Genomic DNA, 20300 nt, shown 5'->3' on the forward strand with positions numbered 1-20300 from the left:
ATTTTTAGTATTCGGCGACTCTTAAGGGGTAGGCCGTGGCTGGTCTTGTAGTGGGGGGAAGGTTTATTGGTTGTGGTGGATTCCCGTGGTTCTGGTTGGATGCTCGTCATTCCGGCGCAGGCCGGAATCCATGGTTTTGGTTTTTGCACGGTAATAGATTCAAAGTATTGAACTTATGAAAAGAGAAAAACTTTAAAAGCCTATGGGGCCTGAACCACCCTAGGCATTTTCACTAGCTGTGCAATTCACATGCTACTCTGGGTTGGCGAAAGTCAGATAGGCCTATAGATGTAGGGTCAAGAATGGACTTACAAAAGCGGGTTTAGGTAAAACTTTACGCGATACAATATTTGATTACTCATGCTCAAGCACATTAATAAGCGTACCAAAAGGGTCGCGTACATAAAACCTACGTACGCCCCAAGGTTCAGTTACGGGACCGTATTCAATATTTATGTTGGCAGCTGTTACTCGATTAATCGCTGTATCAAGGTCGTCAACTTCTATGGATAAATTAGGCACGGCAGTGCCAGAGCCTCCCTCGCTGGCTACGCTAAGTTGGGTGTTCATTGATTCATCTGAACTATAAGTTTTAATCCAGCCGTGGTCCATAACTAGTTTAAGGCCAAATATAGATTCATAAAATGCTTTGGCGTCATCAGGGTTTACGGCAGTTATATTAGAAACAATCCTTTTTACTTTCATTTAATAATCCTTTAGACCAGGTGGAGAGATAGCTTGATATTGTGAATGTGTCTACGTTATATGTGTAGCAATTTTTTATTGATGGGGTTGTATTACTGCCAACCGTGCAGCCAGACGTTATCATTTTTTAAATCTTGCCAGTTAATAGGATAAGGCTGTTTTGACATTACTGATTCTATTAAGCACAAAATTACAATGCCATCTTCATCGTATTCAACCTTAGTTACGATGAAATGCTTTTCTTGGTTTTTAGGTGTCACAGCCGTCCACTTACTGTTTAGTAATTTTTTGGGGTTAATGGTGTTCATATAAACCTCGTGAGGCGGTTGGCCTGTTTTTTTTGATGTCGTCTGTTGGATTTGATCCGGGATCCGTAAAATTATCCGATCGTTGTTATTCTGGTGGATAACGTGAATCACTCAGTAAGAGAGAGTGCCTTAGGAATGGTAGCTCCATAGTTTTGATTCCGCCGTATTCCTCTCTGCAAAATAATCTCACTTGCTGGTCGATTAGATTCTTTTATTAGTCCAAGTCCTCAAAAAGGAGATGTTGGCCACGGAGTTGTATGGCTTATATTTTTTAAGGTATTAGTTGAAATGGGTTTTACAAAACCTCTCTAATTGAAGGCCACAGTGTTTCTAAAATAGTAGCCTGTGCCTTGGCGTTAGGGTGTATGCCGTCATCTAGCATTAATTGTGGGTTGTTTACGAGGTCGTATAGGAAAAATGGCAGGGTGTTTACGTTTTCCTGTGTGGCTATTTTAGAATAGCTGTTCTTGAATTGTTCAGTATAGCGTCGGCCATAATTGGGCGGTATTTCCATTTGGGTGATTAATGTTGTTGCGCCGGATGCTTTAGATTTTTTAATAATAGCAACAAGATTTTTTTGCATAGTTTTTATAGGGTAGCCTCGCAAACCGTCATTAGCCCCTAGGGCGATAATGATAATAGCCGGTTGGTGTTGCTTTATTAGGGCTGGCAGCCTATTTAAACCATCCGCTGTAGTGTTTCCGCTGACGCTGCCATTAACTACGCGGTAGCCTAGTTGCTCTTTATTGATACGTTGTTGTAGTAGTTCTACCCAGCTTTTTTGGGCGTCGAAGCCATAGCCGGCACTTAGGCTGTCGCCCAGCACTAGCAGGCTGGGCTGTTTGATATCGGTTGCATTGGCAAGGTGGCTTACTAGGCCAGCCGATATCAATATGAATGCCAAGGCGGTTTGTGTGAGTATTGATTTAATATTCAAAAAAATCTCGTCTTGTTAATAGGGGGATCGTTAAAAAGTTATTTAATTGCAGAAATGCTATAGTCTTTTGGTTCACGCTAGGTATCTTATAGGATGATTGAGTATTTATCGAATGATGATTTATATACAGTATTTATGAACATTATTGGCTTAGCAGTGTCTAGATGAGATTCCTTTATATGGGCAGCCATTATGGCGGCTTGTAACTAGTGATACCTATAATACGGCATAAAGAATATGATATTAGCAGCGCATCAGTTAACTAAATCCGTCCCGACACTAGATGGCGAATTAACTATTTTATCGCAAGTGTCATTGGCGCTAAACAAAGGTGATAGTTTAGCGATTGTGGGGGCATCAGGGTCAGGTAAATCAACATTGTTGGGTATTTTGGCGGGGCTTGATGTGCCAACTTCTGGTGAGGTTATTTTGGCCGGCGAAAACTTGTCCACTATGGACGAAGAGGGGCGGGCAAGGGTACGGGCAGAGTCTGTGGGGTTTGTTTTTCAGTCATTCCAGTTATTGCCAGGCTTAAATGCCTTAGAAAACGTGATGATGCCGTTAGAACTGCACGGGGTAGTTGATGCAAAAGACAAGGCCGAAATGTATTTACAGCGTGTGGGTTTGACGCATCGTCTGCATCATAACCCCAAGCAATTATCCGGTGGCGAACAGCAGCGTGTGGCTATTGCCCGTGCATTTGCCAGCGAGCCTAAAGTGTTATTTGCCGATGAGCCTACGGGTAACTTGGATAGCGTTACGGGTGCCAAGGTGATTGATTTATTGTTTGATTTAAATGAGCTTAATGATACCACCTTGGTATTAGTAACCCATGAGCAGCGCTTGGCTCAGCGTTGCCAGCATACCCTGCAACTTGATGCGGGGTGTGTGGTTAGTTCTAGCCTAGCCTCAGATGCTGCAGTGGAGTGCGTGTAAATGCTTGCTATGCGTTTATTGCTTCGCAATTGGCGTAGCGGCGAGGTAAAAATTCTTTCCGGTGCGCTGATTTTGGCAGTGGCTGTGGTAACGGCAATCACAGTTTTTGCTAACCGTATGGAGTTGTCGTTAGAGCGGCAGAGCAACAGCTTTTTGGCGGCAGACCGCGTTGTTAGTAGCCGTTTTGATATTCCGCAGGCCTGGCTTAGCATCCCTGAGCAATATCGCTTGCAGCAGGCAAAAGTCGTTTCATTTAACTCTATGGTTTTTGCCGGTGATGATATGCATCTGGCCGCCGTGAAAGCGGTGAGCGAAAACTACCCCCTAAGAGGAAATTTGGAAGTTAGCGATAAAGCCTTTGCCGTTGGTACTGAGGTGGTGGTTGCTGAGCAAGTGCCTGCCAGCGGCGAGGTTTGGGTGGATTCAAGGTTGCTAGCCTTATTGGGGATTCAGCTGGGCGATGTTTTGGCGGTAGGTGAATCTGATTTTCGAGTAACAAAAGTCGTTATTCGAGAGCCCGACCAAACCAGTGGTTTTTCGGTAATGGGGCCACGGGTGTTGATGAATGTGGCCGATCTGGCTGCCACTGAGGTTATTCTACCTGGCAGTCGTATTAAATATCGGTGGTTGTTGGCTGGCGAGGCGCAAGACCTTACCGGCTTTGAAAAAGAGATTTTGCCGTTGCTGGGTGAGCATTACCGATTGCGCAATGTGCGTGATTCACAGCAAAATATAAACTCTACTTTGGATCGTGGAAGTAATTTTTTATTGCTGGCAGGCATGATTGCAATGTTATTGGCCAGTGTTGCCATTGCTATTTCAGCCCAGCAGTTTTCTGAACGTCATGTTGATCAAGTTGCATTGTTAAAAAGCCTGGGTGCTAGCTCTTGGCAGATTCGAAAGCTGTATTTTATGCAGATATCTGCACTGGCTATTATTGCTTCGGCGATTGGCTTATTGCTTGGGAATGTATTGCAAGAAGTTATTGCCTCGTCGATCATCAGTTTATTTAAGGTGGAATTGCTAGACGCCAATCTGTGGAGTTATGCTACCGGCGTGGCTACCGGTTTGCTTTGCTTATTGTTTTTTGCTTTGCCGCCGCTTTGGTATTTGCCCACAGTTTCACCCTTAAAGGTGTTAAGGCGTGAGATGCCTGTGAATACAGTGCAATTATGGGGCCGTGGTTTAGCTGGTTTGTTCGCTATTGTACTACTGGTATTTGCTTATAGCCGCAATCTAACTTTGACTCTAGCTGTTGTTGCAGGGTTAACGGTTTTAATCAGCGTTGCTGCAGTGATGTCCTTAGTTTTTCTTAAAACGGGCCGCAAGCTGGGTATGAAGGCAGGGAGTGTTTGGCGCTTGGCCTTGGCGAGTTTAGAGAGGCATAAAGGCCAAAGTGTAACCCAGATTATTGTTTTTGCCTGTGCGTTTATGTTGTTGATGGTGATAGTAACCTTACGCACCAGTTTAATTGATGAATGGCAGCTGCAGCTTCCTGCTGATGCGCCCAATCATTTTATTGTTAATGTTTCTGCACAAGAGCGGGTAGAAATAGAAGCGTTTTTTAAGCAGCACTCGTTTCAGCTAGAGCCGTTTTATCCTATGGTTTTGGGTCGCGTCGCAGAGGTGAATGACCAGCCTATTAGTGAGCAGTTGCGCAGTGAAGTGAATGCCTTGCGGCGGGAGCTGAATCTAAGCTGGGCTGAAAACCTAGCCGCAGATAATAAACTCATACAAGGCCAATGGTGGGATACGTGGCAAAGCCCCACGCAATCTGGCTTGGCGGGTGTTTCGGTTGAGCAGAGTGTAGCCGAAGATATGCAGTTGGCACTAGGCGATAAAATAAATTTCAGCATAGGCGGCTTAAAAATGCAGGCAGAAGTTGCCAGCATTAGAACTTTGGATTGGGAGAGCATGCGGCCAAACTTCTACTTTTTATTTTCGCCGGGTGCTCTAAAGCAATTTACCCCTAACTTTATGACTAGCTTATATATACCCAGCCATAAAAAAGCCATTCTCAATCATCTGTTAAGAGATTACCCGACTATTGTCGTCATAGAGGCTGATCGTATTATTGAGCGCATCAGAAATATTGTTGAGCAAGTGAGCCGAGTAATAGAATTAATTTTATGGCTGGTATTAGTCGGTGGCTTTTTTGTATTGGCTTCGGCTGTTCATGCCAGTATTTACACACGCTTACAAGAGGCGGGCTTACTGCGAGCATTAGGTAGTGGCAAACGTTTGATTATGGGCAGTTTGTGGGTAGAGTTTGCAACATTGGGCTTGTTTTCGGGGTTGCTGGCGGTGATTGGCGGCGAGGCCTTATTGGTCGCCTTGCAAACACTAGTGTTTAAACAACCGGTAAGTTTTCATTTTTATTTATGGTTTTATGTGCCTTTGCTTAGTGTTATTACCGTTGGCGGCTTTGGGGTTTATGCTTGTCGAAAAGTTATCTCAGTGCCTCCGGCAGTCGTATTGCGGGAGCTTTAAGTTTTTTGGGAATGAAAGAGGTAAGAGGCAAGATATAAGAAGAAAATCGCGCCGTTTTTCTCCGTTGCTCGGCGGCTCCCAAGGGGTATTTGGGGGGCTTCGTAGTTGGTGTGGTTGGCTTTTGCTATAACGCTGTCACACCGGACTTGATCCGGTGTCTATGGTTTTGGGGTCTTTATTTTTATAGGGCTTGGACTTCCCATTTAGACACAAATTCAAATTCTGTCTTTGGCGGTGTCGCCTTTACATCGATGGGGGAATTACCAGAGCTGGGATCGCTTAATAATAAGCAAATCTCAGCACTCTGTGTTTAGCACCTTGCAATCGCGATAGCGGCCAAATGAGCGGCAAACGTCGCATTAGAGGCGGCAGAGCACCTAACCGAACCATGTTGTACATGGCGATGCTCTGTGGCATTCAGCATAACCCAGTCATGAAATAATTTTATAATCGATTGGTCGCTAAGGTAAGCATAAGAAAGTCGCCATCACCGCGTGTATGCGTAAGATGATGAGGATTATAAGCGCCAGGGTTCGAAACGATTAGGAGTGTCAAATGAATTAAGTGCGGTAAGGTTTGGGCTTGTTTTTAATCACAGCCGCTTGTTAGGCATGTTTTATTCGTCATGTACGGCTATTACGTGGCACGGTTGAAAGTAGACAGTTTGACCGCAATGCACACAATTACTGCCAGAGGGGTCGTTGTCTAGAACCCCCTCATATAGAGACTCATGTTTATTGGTGACTTCAACCCACATTCTTTCTACTGATACGTCATCAGACCCTTTCTTTTCTTCCATTCGGAAAATTAGTTTAACCAAATCACCTGCAGACAAAGACTCCCTAACTTCTGAATCCGGTATCCAAAATGAATCTGGGTATTCTCGGTGAATTTCTTCACCGTTATCAAGTTCGTAGTGATCTTTTTCATAGGTTGGTAATTGCATCGGAGTCCTTATGACACATAACGCCGCGCTCTGCGGAAATTTAGGAGCGATAGCGAGTAAATTCTCCGTAGCCGCGCCTTGTTATGCAGCATCTTGATTTTTTCAATGTCATTTTCTGGCCAATAGGAGTGACTCTGTGTATTTACTCTAATGGCAAATATTCTTGCCTAATTTCTCTTAACCAGAGTGAAGGTCTATCATTGCCATTCTTAAGATATTCGCTTTCTGCCTTTCTAGCTTTTCGCAGGCCTTCAGGGCCCTTTTTAAGTAAATTAGTAAATATACTTCTAATAGCTTCTTCTGGGTAATCTGGTGTAGAGCCTTCTAACATCTTCATCCAGATTTCATGGGCTTCAAATGGTTGCGTCTCGCTAATTTCGGAAATACTTTCTAATAGTGTATACGAATTATGCGACTCATCAGAATATGGTGCTATTGAAAGGAGTAGTAGTCGTATATCTTCGTCGATCTGATCGACAAATACTGCCCAGTGGCATAGCTGTGAGGCCATTCTTCGTCCTTGCCTTTTCGATAAATCGATATTGTGTAGAATTTTCGGCCACAACTCATAAATTTTATTTTTTAATTTATCATCGCCTTTCTTTCTGAGAGTCCACATAAACCATATTAAATGGCTTATCTCTTTATGGTCATTCCGGCTTATTAATATATTGATGAGGCTATAGTCTTCCTCGAAAGACTCAAAATCATTTAAATAGGCAACAGCAATATTTTGAATCGCTTTTTCTTCTACTTTGCCTCTAATATTCTCATCATCGAGTGCTTTTAATAGGTCACCATGCTCTTTCAGATATTTATAAATTTCCTGATATATCGTTCCTACATAAGCATAACCCTGCATGGCACATAACCATTTCAAATAATTTTTTTGATCAAATATTCTGTTGAGTTTTTCAATCACCCATGGTTTTGACATATATAGGAAATTAGGCAAATAGTTCGTTACCAGCGTGGCAAATTCGTATTCAGGGTTTTCTGAATCCGCACGATCCAGCTCAGAGTCGTAATAACGCTGAAAGTGTGACCAAACCTCGGAGTGATCTTTATTGTTCTTTTTATCTGCAATCCTGCATGAACGTAACGTCAAATTAATTAGGGCATCTAAGCAATGCCCACGGGGACTATTAATAGAAATAGAGACAGCGTCACTATCATCTTTATATTCGTTTCCCTCCTCTCGATTTAAGAGGTATGCAAGTATCTTTTCTGCGTCTGGTAAATATTTCTCATTGAATGCATGCTCATCTGATTTTGTACCTGCTTCTATAAGTCGCCCGATACTGCTTACTATCCAATATCGGTTAGCGATAAATGGTTCTCTCTGTTTTGCATTCTCGGGGTTCCAAAACCGGTCTTGTGCGATAACGCCCGAACAGAATTCGAGCAATATTTTCCATATTTCATCCCATGGAAATTTGCCTTTCTCTGCCCACAAGTCCCTATAAGCCTCGATGATTTCGTAAATATATGCCAAGTCAAGGCTAATGAATTTGCTTAAATTTAGATAATATTTAAGTGGCTCAGTCTTAACTAATTGTTTAAAGACCTTTACTAGCCCTTCTAAACCCGGGTCATCAAACCCACCTGGATCTTTGTAATTCTTTAATTCCTGAACAAGTTCATCAATTGATAGTGCCTGCAATTCTTCTATGGTTTTAGGTGATTTTCGCCCCCCCCATCCTACTGATATATAACTCGAAAAATCAGGATGATCTGGCTCTGTTTTTGCTATTTCTGTACTTTCAACATAGAGATGCGCTTCCCTATCGCCATGTTCTTTTATAGCTGAAAGCCAAATGGCTTTATTGTAGGCTGATGCACCCGCATGATATTCACCCTTATCATCATGCTTGGTTATGCCGGATATTAATTCCAGTGCTTTCTCTTTTTGTGTGCCTGAGAAATTCGGGTAGCTCTTGTTTAAAAAATGCCACATCTCATGTCGATAGTTACTATCCAAATATTTCTCATCCAGTAGTTGGTCAACTACATCTGAAAATAACGGATAATTTCTTCCGATTACGTGTATCGCTAACCTTTGAATAGTCTGATATTCAGACACAAGCATGCTTTTAACATATTCTGACGCCTCATCAGGATTGATATGAATGTAACCATCTATCGAATCACGATACGCCTTGATTAAAACATTTTTTGCATCGTCTCGGTGCTTATTTTGCTCATGCTCTTCGATAGCGGGTTGCCAGAGAGATGACCATAAATCATTTTTAAGTTGATCTAGTATATTTATTAAAAAGGTATCAAATATTTGTATAGCTTTTAAACCTAGTTTTTCACCGGCTAGCTTAGCTGTTCGTTCAGTAATTTTTTGAGCGTGATAATGGTCGAATCTGAGTGAGGCTTCCTGCTCGCCTTTCTCACCGTATTCTCGTTCGATAAATATAACTTTATAGAGAAGTTCGATAATTCTATTGGCCAGCTGTAAAGCATGGGCGTCATTTACTTGCAGCAGCCTTGGCAACCACTTCTCACCAATAACCTGAGCAACAAGTCCACGTTCATATTTATCGTCTAGCCAGTAATCGATAATATCTATATTTTCAATAGAAATTGAATTATATGGTATTTGCGAAATTATTTCGGCAAATTGCCACCAAGTGCGGTAATTGCTAATCTCATTTTTCTTGGCGTAGGTTGTAACATTTACTAGAACCTGAAGAAATTTTTCTGCATATTTTAGATTTTTTTCATCAGCAAGTTCTGGGGCTGTTTTCACAAGATAATCAACAACGGGCCAAAACGGTATATTTACATATCCCTCTTCTTTAGCAGGCACAGGTTTTGGGTTTGCGTCTGGGCTAAAATAGCCCTGCTCTGCGATAGGGTCGAACCATTTCAAGCCCTTTACTTTACGGAAAAATAGAGGGCGTAACTCTTCCTTCTCATCAATACGTTGCATTAAATCCAGTTCTTTTGCTGATAACTCACTCACTATCAAGAACCTCATCCATAAAGTCATTATCAACAGCTAGTGGTGGCTTACTTACTACAATTTGGTTTTCCCAGGTTTTTATTATCGCCTCTAGACGTTTGTAATTCTCATGATCGCGGACAAAGCCTAACAGGTGTACACCAAATGATTTCTCATAATAAGTATGAAGATTTTCATAAAGTGGTTTTTGACTCAGAAAAAACCCCTGTAATGCAAAGCGCCTTCTATCATGGGTCGGCTTTACTGATCCCCTTCTTAATATATGTTCTAATACTTCCGCCTCTTCCAGGCCGTAACCAAGAAATAAGATGGTCTTTTTCTCAAATAATTCTCCGAGAAATTCTTGGACATTTTCATGATCGTAATGCTCGAGATAGTCCTTCGTCGTAACAATCATTCTTTCTGGTTTACTAATTGCGCCATGTAAATGAACTACTGTTCCGGGTTCATTTAACAATTTCGCGAAAAATTTCTCTCTGTCATATACTCGGTTTACTGATGCTGCGGTTGTAGATCCATCTTTCGTGTCTAGGAATCGTGGAGCCAATAACTCGTCGTAGTTTGTTGTTACGCAAGGACAGCCTATGTCGTTAATGGCTTTATAAATACTATCGCCTTCAATTTCACCAGCAAGATGCTTAGTAAGGTCTAATATAAATCTGTTATCTTCAGCAATTGAGTATGCAATTGACAATTGCTTCTTGGGATCCAAGCTATTTAGCTGCTCAATTTCTGAATAATTCAAATACCCATACTGTCGTAAGTCTTCAAGAGCTTTTACAGCTAACCCAGACCAAGATGGTAAACCAAGAAGCATAGATGCACCTGCACCTACAAAAAAAACGAGATCACCGTTCAAGCCTGCTTGGACTATTTCGTCAGGAGGATCAAAGATTTCTCGTAAGTCAGGAGCTTTTCCCATTATTTGTTACCAATTCTTTTCGTTTAAACTGCGAATTAAGCTTGAGTGTCCTCTTTTAGCCGATTGCCGCCATACTGACCTTGCAGCATAACGCCGCCAACACGGGCAGCCAACTTGTTTGCCGTCCTGCCCGCGTTTTTTAGCGGGCATTAGTGCTTGGCCTTGTATATGCTTCTAGGGCTTCAATAAGCTCTAGATGCTCTTTTGTATAGGTTTTGTCGATATATTTATGGTGCTTTTGAAGTGAATCGGCGCTATACATGTTTTTATAATTCATGGTTAATAATGCTACATAGGTATAAATATCAAAGAGTTTTTTTGGCTCATAATACACAAGACAGATTTCAATGGCTTCATGATTTGATGATATCAATTCTTTATGTTTTGAATAGATAGCATCGAAGTCTTTGTGGTTTTTAGTATAGTTAACGTAATAGTTCTTATCATTTATTAAGGCACTAAGGTTGCTAATCGCAAGACTGCAATCTTTTGCAGTGTATTTTTCATGAACCTTGTCAGATTCACATGGAATCGCGGTTAACGGAAATATAGTAACAGCTATTGTGTACAGTAATATCTTCATTTTGTGGCTACATATAACGCCGCTAGCAACGGCGGCTTTGTAGCGGCGGAGCCGCGGAAAAGACGTCCAGCCAAAGCTTGCTTTGGCGGTGTTGCCTAGCTTTGTTAGGGTGTTTCATTATTAATTTCACACTTACTGGAATACACACTGTATATGAGCAAACAAATTGATGCTAGAGAACACAATAATGCGGCCCAATCTGTGGCTGGCATTCTCATTGGCTGTAAAAATAAGAACTCGTTACCGCTTGCGCGGTAAGACATGTAGTATAATGCCGATGAAAAAAGTGTCAGTGCTAATAACGATAGATAAACACTCTTTGTGTGTAAATATAGATCTCGTTGAGATTTGAATGCCAATAAAAACCCAATTAAGACAATAGACATAGCGCCAATGATATCAAGTGAACCAGTGCGATAAGCAAGTGGGTAAAGCGCATATATCATGAGGCTGCCCGCCACCTCTCTAGGATGAGGGCGACCATTTTCTCTGATGGTATTTTTGTATTTATCAAGATTAAAATATTTCACGGTATCTCTGTACCCTAACAGTTTTATTAACTAGAATGGCCATATCTAGTCATTATGCCCACATTTGAACAGCTAGGTTCATATATACACATTAATGTCTAAATATACACAGCTTCAAACATCTATGCCTAGGCATTTTTCTGTAAATTATTCACAACACTAGTCTTTAAGCTCTAACCCCGCTTAACGATTCACAAAGCTCAATAAATTATTTATCAAATACACCCAGTAAACGCTGCTCTAGGCGACGGTAGTGTTTTTGATGATACAAAAACCAGCCACCTATATAACCAACGGAGCAACCTAGTATTACATCGGTCATGCGCTGCAGTATTAATTGATCTATGTGCGATGATGCGCTTTCCGCTTCGGCTAAAATTATTGTCAGTGGGGTTATAAAAATAACGGCGAAACCATAGTTACGGGTTATTAATAGTTCGATGACAAAACACAGTGCGATAATTGCCAGCGCCAAAGCCCATGGGCCAGGTGTTAGTGAGAATAGCGCCCAGGTTAGCCCCATACCTATGGCGGTGCCCATAATCCTATGTATATTGCGATGTCGAACAGCACGGAAACTTGCGCCCTGTAGCACAGCCGCGCAGGAGATAGGGGCCCAATAGGGGCGGTCGAATCCCAGCCACAGCGCTATTAAATAGCTGGCAGCAATAAAGGCGGCAATCGTTGCTGACTCTAACAAAATGGCGACGACTCTCTGTTCGGTGGGTTCGGCTGAGTGTATGCCGCTGGTGTTGCCGCTTAGCAATTGGATAAGGCTATACGCTAACGCCAGTACGCTTGCGCCCATACAGCCAAATAATAGCAAACCGGCTCGCTGCGGTAATAATGACAGCTCAAATGGTGCCGAGCTGGCCACACTAGCAATCACGATAAAAAAGAAGCTACCCGGCGGCGGCACTGCAAAATAGCGGCAGATAAAGGTTGCCCAGAAGGCCACAAAGCCAAGTGCTGCTACCGTCAGCCACGGGTTGAAGCTTGCAAGCAGGCACACAGTAAAGCTGGTGCAAAAGCCAAAGGTCACTAGCGCCATGGTGATCATGCGATGTGATAACGGTGTTTGCCGCAGATAGAGGCTGGCCAAGCCGCCTATGCTTGCCGCGCTACCTATGGCGAAATGATTAAACCAAACTCCGATGATGGCGGGCAGCCCTACTGCTAAGGCGACTGTTACATGGGCACCCCAGGGGCGCTTATGATCGCTTAACACCAAGAGTGGGCGTATTTTTGCCCAGACTCCGGATTTATTGGCAGCGGGTTGTTTGGGTGACGGCATTAGCTAAGCCTTATAAAAGCAAATGGGCAGCTCGGCTTGATAATAGAGCTCGGTATTTGTGAGTTTAGGTGATGCAAATTATCTTGTCTGCCATTAAGCATGGTTAAGATTATGGACACCGAGGCAAGCCCGGTGTGACGAAGTGTGGATTGGTTTGTGGGCACCGGATCAAGTCCGGTGTGACGGATATTGTGTTGGTTTGTGGACACCGGATCAAGTCCCACTAGTGTCCGGTTAAAATCTTAATGGTATGTATTTGACGCTATAAATAGTGAATAGAATTCACGCCGCTTAGATTTATGACTCACTTTCAGGCTGTCGTGCCGGCCTTGAGCCGGTACCCATAGGCTTCGAAGTTCGTGGCATGTATTTAATACAGATTTTAAAAAATGACTATTTTGATAGCGCATTCTAATCACACGCTGAAGACTGCTAGGATATTTCAGTTTTCGTGGATGCCGGGTCGGAGCCCGGCATGACCGGAATAGTAATTTAACCGGAAACTAGTGGGATCAAGTCCGGTGTGACGAAACTTGGGATTGGCCTGTGGGCACCGGATCAAGTCCGGTGTGACGAAGTGTGGATTGGCTTGTGGACACCGGATCAAGTCCGGTGTGACGGAGATTGTGTTGGTTTGTGGGCACCGGATCAAGTCCGGTGTGACGAAGTGTGGATTGGCTTGTGGACACCGGATCAAGTTTGGTGTGACGGAGTTTGAATTAGCTTGTGGGCACCGGATCAAGTCCGGTGCGACTAAGTTTGGATTGGCCTGTGGGCACTGGTTCAACCCCGCCAGCATTTACTTCACTCACTTAGCGACCACATAGCGCTGCGTAAAAAATCACTCACTCAGCACTAGTGGTATACCGCAATATCTCCACCACTTGCTCTGGCGTTTGCGCCCAAGCTTGGGCGGCGGCATTCACCTCTTTTAAGGGGTGTATGATGTCTTCGCTGTGTAGGGTGATGTAGGGCGTGCCTAAGGCTGCGCAGTAACCGGCGTCGAAGGCGGCGTTCCATTGTTTGTATTTATCGCCAAAGCGGATGACGGCAATATCGGCTTGTTCGATGAGGTTTTTAATGCGTATGGCATTTACTTTCGCGGATTGATGGTCGCGCCAAAAGTTGCTGGGGGTTTCGCCTAGGTGGTCACCGGCGGCGTCGCTGCTGTCGTGGTCGGTAACCGCAGAGGTGAAGGTGATAGGTAATTGCAATTTTGCGGCACCGGCAATAATTTGTTCGCGCCAATCTGTGTGTATTTCGCCTGATAAGTAAACGGTCCAGCTCATGTTAGTTTCCTTTAGTTTTATTGATTTACGTCTATTACCACGCGGCCTTGTATTTTACCGGCGATAATTTGCTGGGCTAATTCGGGTAGTTTGCTCATGGGTTCTATGCGGTAAATTTTTTCCAGCGCGGCAATATCGGTTAATTGTGCCAGTGCATCCCAGGCGCGTTGGCGGCGTGGCTGCGAGGCCATGACCGAATCTATGCCGCGCAGGGTTACCCCGCGCAAAATAAAAGGCATTACCGTGCTGGGTAGGTTAATACCACCGGCTAAGCCGCAGGCGGCGACTAGGCCTTCGTATTTTATTTGGCTTAAAACGGTGGCTAATAATTTATCCCCTACGGTGTCTACGGCGGCGGCCCAGGTTTCGCGCTCCAGTGGTTTGCAATCTCTGATAAATTCATCACGGCTAATAATATCGCTGGCGCCTAAGTCCCGTAAAAATGCGCTGCTGTCAGCCACACGGCCGGTTACGGCGGTAACGGAGTAGCCCAGTTTGGACAGCAAGCTAATGGCTACTGAGCCTACACCACCGGCAGCGCCGGTTACTAATACTGGGCCATCTTCAGGCTTAATGCCGTGGTCTTGTATGGCTTGCACGCAGAGCATGGCGGTGTAGCCCGCGGTGCCTAAGGCCATGCAGTGTTCCAAGCTAAAGGCTGCGGGTGCCCGCACCAGCCATTCGGCTTTCAGGCGTTGGTATTGGCTGTAGCCGCCGTTGTGTATTTCCGATAAGCCATAGCCGTTAACTAACACTTTATCGCCTGCTGTAAACGCTGGGTTTTTGGATTCCAGCACCGTACCGGCTAAATCTATGCCGCAAATTAAGGGCAGGCTGCGGCAGATGCGGCCCTTGCCGGATACGGCTAGGCCATCTTTGTAATTGAGGGTGGAGTAGGCAACTTCGACTAACACCTCTTCGTCGGGCAGGTCGTTAAGGCTAATACTTTTGAGTGCGGCGCGGGGTTTGCCGTCTACGTCTTCGGCAACGATGGCGTTAAAAGGGGTATTTAAAGCTTCAGTCATAATAGGCCTTTAGTGAGTAATGTTTTTATCGCTTTCTAAGGTTTTGGCAGTGTCTTTTAAAATGCTTAAAAAATAATTAGCTGCCGGTGTTAGCTCGGTGTTGGCACGCACGGTATAGCCCACTGGCCCTAAAGCGGCCTGTATTTTTATAGGCAGTTGGGTAAGCAGCCCCATGTCTTCGTAGCTGCGTATAACCTGGTAGGGCATGGCGGCGACCATATCCGTTTCTAGCAGCAAGGTGCGGTTGGTTAAAATCGATACACACTCTATACAGCTTTGCGGCACGTTTAAACCTTCTTTGTGAAAGGCGTTGTCGATTTCCCGGCGCAGGGTGGTGCCCTCTGAGGGCAGTATCCACTGCTCGTTTACCAAGTCCTTAAGTGAGAGTTTGTCTTTTTTGCTTAGCGGGTGATTTTTACGGGCGACTATGGCTATGGGCTCGTAGTACAAGACTTCGGATTTTAAACTTTCGTTTTCTTGTATTTCGGGTAGGCGGCCTACCACTATGTCTATGTCCCCCATTTCCAAGCTGGGCAGCAGCATATCGTTGGTGCCCTCTATCACTGAAACTGAGATATTGCCGCGCTCTTGTTTGAGGGTGGCCAGGCTTTTGGGTAGCAGGGTGGGGCTGGCGGCTAACAGGGTGCCTATGCTGACTTTGCCGGAAATACCATCTTGTATGGAGATGAGTTCTTCACTGACATGCTTGATTTGCGAGAGTATCAACTTGGCGTGTTTGATTATCACCTCACCGTAGGGGGTGGGGGAGACGCCGCGTGAGGAGCGGTCAAACAGCGACATGTCTAAGGCGGTTTCTATATTGCGTATGGTCTTGGTAGCGGCGGGCTGGGCCATGTTCATAATCTGCGCCGCTTTAAAGATGTTTTTTTGCTCACCCACCGTTACCAACAGGCGTAAGTGCTTGATTTTTAAGCGAGAAACGAAGTGTCTTTCTAGGCTGTCGGGGGTCATAGCGGGTCTCTTTTATCGTCTCTTTTGGGTCGTCAGGCGGCGGTTTGGTGAGTGCTTAGCTTATAATTTGACCGATTTAAATATAATTTAAAAGTTATAGCAACTGCTTATTCAATATATTTAATGGTTTTTTGATGGCGCTGTTAGGTATATATAAAAGTGTATATCAAGCTGATAAAAAACTATTTTTATATTATGGGTATCTGGCTTAGAGTTTGTTCCATTCTTCTGTGGCTACACGGTTTTATAGGCCAGCCAAACCGTGTAGCTCTCGTATTAGCAACTGCATAAGCAATATAGGCTCAGTATGTCAGCATCAAATAAACAAGCGACGCCACACCTAGGTGGCGTGTTACAGAATTACATAGGCGGTCGCTTTGTCGATTCTGGCCAGCACTTTGCCAATGTTAACCCGGTAGATGGCAGTGAAATTAATAAAGTTTCTGAAGCCACGCTAAGCCTGGTAGACGAGGCGGTAGTGGCAGCCAAGGCGGCCTTGGCTGGTGAGTGGGGCCAACTTAGTGATAACGAGCGCAGCGTGCTTATGCATAAAGTGGCCGATGGTATAGAGGCGCGTTTTGATGAGTTTGTCGCTGCTGAAATGGCCGATACCGGTAAGTCGTTGTGGCAGGCCAGTAATATAGATATACCCCGGGGCGCAGCCAATTTTCGGGTATTTGCTGATTTAGCCAAGGCCCGCTCCGGCGAGTGTTTTAAAACCGATACCGCCGATGGCCAGCAAGCGCTTAACTACTCGGTAAACAAGCCGCTAGGCGTGGTAGCTGTGATCGCCCCTTGGAACTTGCCTCTATTATTATTAACGTGGAAGTTGGCCCCGGCTATGGCAGTGGGTAATGCGGTTATTGCCAAGCCTTCCGAAGATACACCCGCTACTGCGACCTTATTAGCCGAAGTGATGCACGAGGCCGGTGTGCCTGCCGGTGCCTTTAATTTGGTGCACGGTTTTGGCCCCAATTCGGCGGGTGAGTTTTTAAGCCAGCACAGCGGTATAGACGCCGTTACCTTTACCGGTGAGTCAGGTACAGGCAGCGCGATTATGAAAGCTGCGGCGGATAATGTGAAAGCCTTATCCTTTGAGCTGGGAGGCAAAAACGCCGCCATTATTTTTGACGATGCCGATTTTGAGGCCGCTGTTGCCGGCACGGCCAAATCGGTATTTACCAACGGTGGTCAGGTGTGCCTGTGTACCGAGCGAGTGTATGTGCAGCGCAGCATCTTTGATAAGTTTGTTGCAGCGCTAAAAGAAAAAGCCGAAGCGCTGCGTATAGATTGGCCAGAAGATGCCAGCACCGATATGGGGCCGTTAATTTCTCATAAGCATCAGCAAAAAGTTTTATCTTACTATCAGTTGGCAAAAGAAGAGGGTGCGACGTTTATCACCGGCGGTGGCGTACCCAGCTTTGGCGATAAGCGCGACCAGGGCGCGTTTGTTGAGCCTACCATTATTACCGGCCTGCCAGAAACCGCCCGCTGTATTAAAGAAGAAGTGTTTGGTCCTATTTGCCATATTGCGCCTTTTGATACCGAAGCAGAAGCCGTGGCCATGGCCAATGACAGCGAATACGGTTTGGCGGCAACGGTTTGGACCACTAACTTACAAAGAGCACACCGCGTGGCCCCGCAAATGGAAACCGGCATTGTGTGGGTAAACACCTGGTACTTACGTGATTTACGCACACCTTTTGGTGGCGTTAAGTTGTCGGGTATAGGCCGTGAAGGCGGCGCACACTCACTCAGCTTTTATTCTGAGCCCATGAATATTTGCATCAAACTTAATTAATAAACGGAAAGTATTGTGAGCCAAGAACAGATTAATAACGCCGCATTAACAATCAGAAATGCTTACCAGCAAGGCCAGCCCTGTGAACCAGTGCGCGAGCAATTGCCGGAGATGGATTTAGCAACCGCCTACGCGGTGCAAAAGCACAATAGCGATTACTGGCAGGCCCAAGGCCGCCGTGTAGTGGGTTGCAAAATTGGTTTAACGTCTAAGTCTGTGCAAAAGCAGCTAGGAGTGGATCAGCCTGACTTTGGTTTGTTATACGCCGATATGGCCATAGCCGATGGTGAAAAAATCGCCATGGATATGGTATTGCAACCCAAGGTAGAGGCCGAAGTAGCACTGGTATTAGGCCGCGATATTAACATGGCAAACCCAACCATGGTGGATGTGATTTCAGCAGTGGACTATGCCTTGCCCGCTATAGAAATTGTCGGCAGCCGTATTAAAAATTGGGATATTAATATCGTTGATACCATAGCCGACAATGCATCCTCAGGTTTATTTGTATTGGGCAACGAGCCTAAAAAATTAGACCAGTTAGATTTGCGTTTATGTGGCATGGTCATGGAGCGCCGCGGTGAGCAAGTCTCGGTAGGGGCGGGCTTAGCGTGTTTAGGCCATCCTTTAAACGCGGCGCTGTGGTTAGCTAAAACCATGGTGGCTAATGGCTCGCCCTTAAAAGCGGGTGACATATTATTAACCGGTGCCTTAGGGCCTATGGTGGCGGTGCAGGCTGGCGATATTTTTGAAGCGAAAATTTCCGGTTTAGGTTCAGTCAGAGCGGCATTCGCACAAGAATAAATAAGGTAATTTATACAATGATAGATACAGCAGCAGTAGCAGAGATAGTTGATAGCGCCGCCAAAAACGCCAAGGCTATTAGTCAGTTGTCTGAGAATGGTTACCCTTTGAGCTTGGCGCAAGCTTATCAGGTGCAGGCGCAGTCTATAGCCAGAAGGCTGGAGCGCGGTGAGCGTTTAATCGGTATAAAAATGGGTTTTACCAGCCGTGCCAAAATGATTCAAATGGGCGTGGATGATTTAATTTGGGGCCGACTAACCAATACTATGTTATTGGAAGAAGGCGCTGAGTTAGACATGAAAAATTATGTGCATCCCCGAATAGAGCCAGAGATTGCCTTTCGTTTAAAGCAGCCTTTAAAGGGCGAGGTGAGTTTATTAGAAGCTATGGCTGCGGTAGAGGCAGTAGCACCGGCCATGGAAATTATTGATTCGCGCTATGAAAATTTTAAATTTTCACTGCAGGATGTAGTGGCGGATAACTCATCTTCATCGGGTGTGGTGATAGGTGCCTGGCAGCAGCCCAGTTGTGATTTAAGCAATTTAGGCATGGCCATGTTTTTTGATGGCGAGCCGGTACAAATCGGATCGTCGGCGGCGATTATGGGTAACCCCTATCGTTCGCTGGTTGCAGCAGCACGTTTGGCGGCAGCAGCTGATATGACTTTAGAGCCCGGCTGGATAGTATTAGCAGGTGCTTCCACTGCGGCCGAAGCCTTAAGGTCTGGCGTGCATGTGCGCTTGGAAACCGAACAATTAGGGGTTGCAGAAATCTCTGTAGCCGCCCAGTAAGGAGCTAACATGACTCAGCCTAAAACCGAAAGCCAGGTGATTGCTGGTAAAGCCAAGCCCCGAGGGCGCTTTCCGCATTATAAGCGCGCGGGCGATTTTATTTTTGTGTCGGGCACCAGCTCACGTCGCGCCGATAATAGTTTTGTAGGGGTGGAGGTCGATGAGATGGGGGCGACGAATTTAGATATACGGGCGCAAACTCGCGCGGTTATCGATAATATCGCCGACATATTGCAAGAAGCCGGAGCCAGTTTGGATGACTTAGTGGAAATGAGTGCTTACTTGGTCAATATGAATGACTTTGCTGGCTACAACGAAACTTATGCCGACTATTTTACCGAGAGTGGCCCGACCAGAACGACGGTGGCTGTGCATCAGTTACCACACCCACATTTATTAATAGAAATTAAAGCAGTGGCCTATAAGCCCCTATAACATCTTCATACAAAGTAATAACGCTAACGAGGAACAGAGTCATGGCAAAGCTGGCCGGTTTTAATTTTCAGCAGTGGTTAGAAGAGCATAAAGACAAGCTTAAGCCACCGGTAAACAACCAATTGATCTGGGAAGATGCTGATTTAATGGTCACCGTGGTAGGCGGGCCTAATAGCCGTTCTGATTATCATGTAGACCCGGTAGAAGAATTTTTTTACCAGTTTAAGGGTAACTCCTTTGTGCGAATTATGGATGAAGATGGCCCCTATGATGTGCACTTAAAAGAAGGCGATATATTTTTATTGCCCGCTATGGTGCCGCACTCACCGCAGCGCCCTGAAGCAGGCAGCCTGTGTTTGGTGGTAGAGCCCAAGCGGCCAGAGGGTGAAGTGGATGCCTTTGAGTGGTACTGCGAAAACTGTAACCACAAAGTGCATAGAGTAGAAGTGATTTTGAAATCTATAGTTAAAGATTTGCCCCCTCTGTTTAAAGCCTTTGCCGATGATGAAGAAAAGCGCACTTGTAAAAACTGTGGCGAATTACATTCTGGAAAATAAA

20 protein-coding genes are annotated in these 20300 nt (G+C 45.0%); 8 read left to right on the forward strand and 12 right to left on the reverse strand.

Features of this window, described 5'->3' with window-relative positions:
* Positions 1-354 precede the first annotated feature (354 nt).
* From NO559_RS08430 to NO559_RS08440, 3 genes are all read right to left on the reverse strand, one after another.
* Entirely contained in the window at positions 355-705 is a 351-nt protein-coding gene (locus NO559_RS08430; protein ID WP_258331373.1) for a VOC family protein, read from the reverse strand.
* Between the two features lie 92 nt (positions 706-797).
* Entirely contained in the window at positions 798-1013 is a 216-nt protein-coding gene (locus NO559_RS08435) for a TIGR02450 family Trp-rich protein (protein ID WP_258331374.1), read from the reverse strand.
* Positions 1014-1308: 295 nt separating this feature from the next.
* Complete coding sequence (locus NO559_RS08440) at positions 1309-1950, reverse strand: arylesterase (RefSeq protein ID WP_258331375.1); 642 nt, start codon at positions 1948-1950, stop codon at positions 1309-1311.
* Between the two features lie 237 nt (positions 1951-2187).
* Here NO559_RS08440 and NO559_RS08445 point away from each other — a divergent pair, with 237 nt between their 5' ends.
* The 3 genes from NO559_RS08445 (at position 2188) to NO559_RS08455 (ending at position 5818) form a co-directional block, all read left to right on the forward strand.
* Positions 2188-2886: an ABC transporter ATP-binding protein gene (locus NO559_RS08445; RefSeq protein ID WP_258331376.1), complete on the forward strand. Its 699-nt coding sequence runs from the start codon at positions 2188-2190 to the stop codon at positions 2884-2886.
* Positions 2887-5376 carry an ABC transporter permease gene (locus NO559_RS08450; protein ID WP_258331377.1) on the forward strand — a complete coding sequence of 830 codons (2490 nt, stop codon included), beginning with the start codon at positions 2887-2889 and terminating at the stop codon, positions 5374-5376.
* A gap of 340 nt (positions 5377-5716) precedes the next feature.
* The gene (locus tag NO559_RS08455; RefSeq protein WP_258331378.1) at positions 5717-5818 is read left to right on the forward strand and encodes a hypothetical protein; all 102 of its coding nucleotides are present in this window, start codon (positions 5717-5719) and stop codon (positions 5816-5818) included.
* A 174-nt stretch (positions 5819-5992) separates the two neighbouring features.
* Here the strand turns inward: NO559_RS08455 and NO559_RS08460 are convergent, their stop codons facing one another.
* The 9 genes from NO559_RS08460 to NO559_RS08500 form a co-directional block, all read right to left on the reverse strand.
* Complete coding sequence (locus NO559_RS08460; protein WP_258331379.1) at positions 5993-6322, reverse strand: DUF2314 domain-containing protein; 330 nt, start codon at positions 6320-6322, stop codon at positions 5993-5995.
* Positions 6323-6464: 142 nt separating this feature from the next.
* The gene (locus NO559_RS08465) at positions 6465-9296 is read right to left on the reverse strand and encodes a hypothetical protein (RefSeq protein WP_258331380.1); all 2832 of its coding nucleotides are present in this window, start codon (positions 9294-9296) and stop codon (positions 6465-6467) included.
* Complete coding sequence (locus NO559_RS08470; protein WP_258331381.1) at positions 9289-10218, reverse strand: SIR2 family protein; 930 nt, start codon at positions 10216-10218, stop codon at positions 9289-9291. The genes NO559_RS08465 and NO559_RS08470 overlap by 8 nt, the downstream gene beginning before the upstream one ends.
* A 139-nt stretch (positions 10219-10357) precedes the next feature.
* A complete protein-coding gene (locus NO559_RS08475) occupies positions 10358-10801 on the reverse strand; it encodes a hypothetical protein (protein ID WP_258331382.1) in 444 nt (147 codons plus the stop codon).
* Positions 10802-10905: 104 nt separating this feature from the next.
* Positions 10906-11331, reverse strand: a complete 426-nt coding sequence (locus NO559_RS08480) for a hypothetical protein (RefSeq protein ID WP_258331383.1) — start codon at positions 11329-11331, stop codon at positions 10906-10908.
* A gap of 208 nt (positions 11332-11539) precedes the next feature.
* Positions 11540-12625 carry an FUSC family protein gene (locus tag NO559_RS08485; RefSeq protein WP_258331384.1) on the reverse strand — a complete coding sequence of 362 codons (1086 nt, stop codon included), beginning with the start codon at positions 12623-12625 and terminating at the stop codon, positions 11540-11542.
* 845 nt (positions 12626-13470) lie between these two features.
* Positions 13471-13914 (reverse strand): YtoQ family protein, encoded by a 444-nt coding sequence (locus tag NO559_RS08490; protein WP_258331385.1) that lies wholly within the window; start codon positions 13912-13914, stop codon positions 13471-13473.
* Positions 13915-13931: 17 nt separating this feature from the next.
* Positions 13932-14939 (reverse strand): MDR family oxidoreductase, encoded by a 1008-nt coding sequence (locus NO559_RS08495; protein WP_258331386.1) that lies wholly within the window; start codon positions 14937-14939, stop codon positions 13932-13934.
* Positions 14940-14948: 9 nt separating this feature from the next.
* A complete protein-coding gene (locus NO559_RS08500; protein ID WP_258331387.1) occupies positions 14949-15911 on the reverse strand; it encodes a LysR family transcriptional regulator in 963 nt (320 codons plus the stop codon).
* 307 nt (positions 15912-16218) lie between these two features.
* Between NO559_RS08500 and NO559_RS08505 the strand changes: the two genes are divergently transcribed.
* From NO559_RS08505 to NO559_RS08525, 5 genes are read left to right on the forward strand one after another with little or no spacing between them, the layout of a single operon-like run.
* A complete protein-coding gene (locus tag NO559_RS08505) occupies positions 16219-17712 on the forward strand; it encodes a 2-hydroxymuconic semialdehyde dehydrogenase (protein WP_258331388.1) in 1494 nt (497 codons plus the stop codon).
* A gap of 15 nt (positions 17713-17727) precedes the next feature.
* Entirely contained in the window at positions 17728-18516 is a 789-nt protein-coding gene (gene mhpD / locus NO559_RS08510; protein WP_309149063.1) for a 2-keto-4-pentenoate hydratase, read from the forward strand.
* Between the two features lie 17 nt (positions 18517-18533).
* Positions 18534-19307, forward strand: coding sequence for a 2-keto-4-pentenoate hydratase (locus NO559_RS08515; protein WP_258331389.1), 774 nt, complete (start codon positions 18534-18536; stop codon positions 19305-19307).
* A 9-nt stretch (positions 19308-19316) separates the two neighbouring features.
* Positions 19317-19742, forward strand: coding sequence for a RidA family protein (locus NO559_RS08520; protein ID WP_258331390.1), 426 nt, complete (start codon positions 19317-19319; stop codon positions 19740-19742).
* 41 nt (positions 19743-19783) lie between these two features.
* Positions 19784-20299 carry a 3-hydroxyanthranilate 3,4-dioxygenase gene (locus NO559_RS08525; RefSeq protein WP_258331391.1) on the forward strand — a complete coding sequence of 172 codons (516 nt, stop codon included), beginning with the start codon at positions 19784-19786 and terminating at the stop codon, positions 20297-20299.
* Position 20300 lies beyond the last annotated feature (1 nt).

The organism is Dasania sp. GY-MA-18, from assembly GCF_024734385.1.
GTDB lineage: Bacteria > Pseudomonadota > Gammaproteobacteria > Pseudomonadales > Dasaniaceae > Dasania > Dasania phycosphaerae.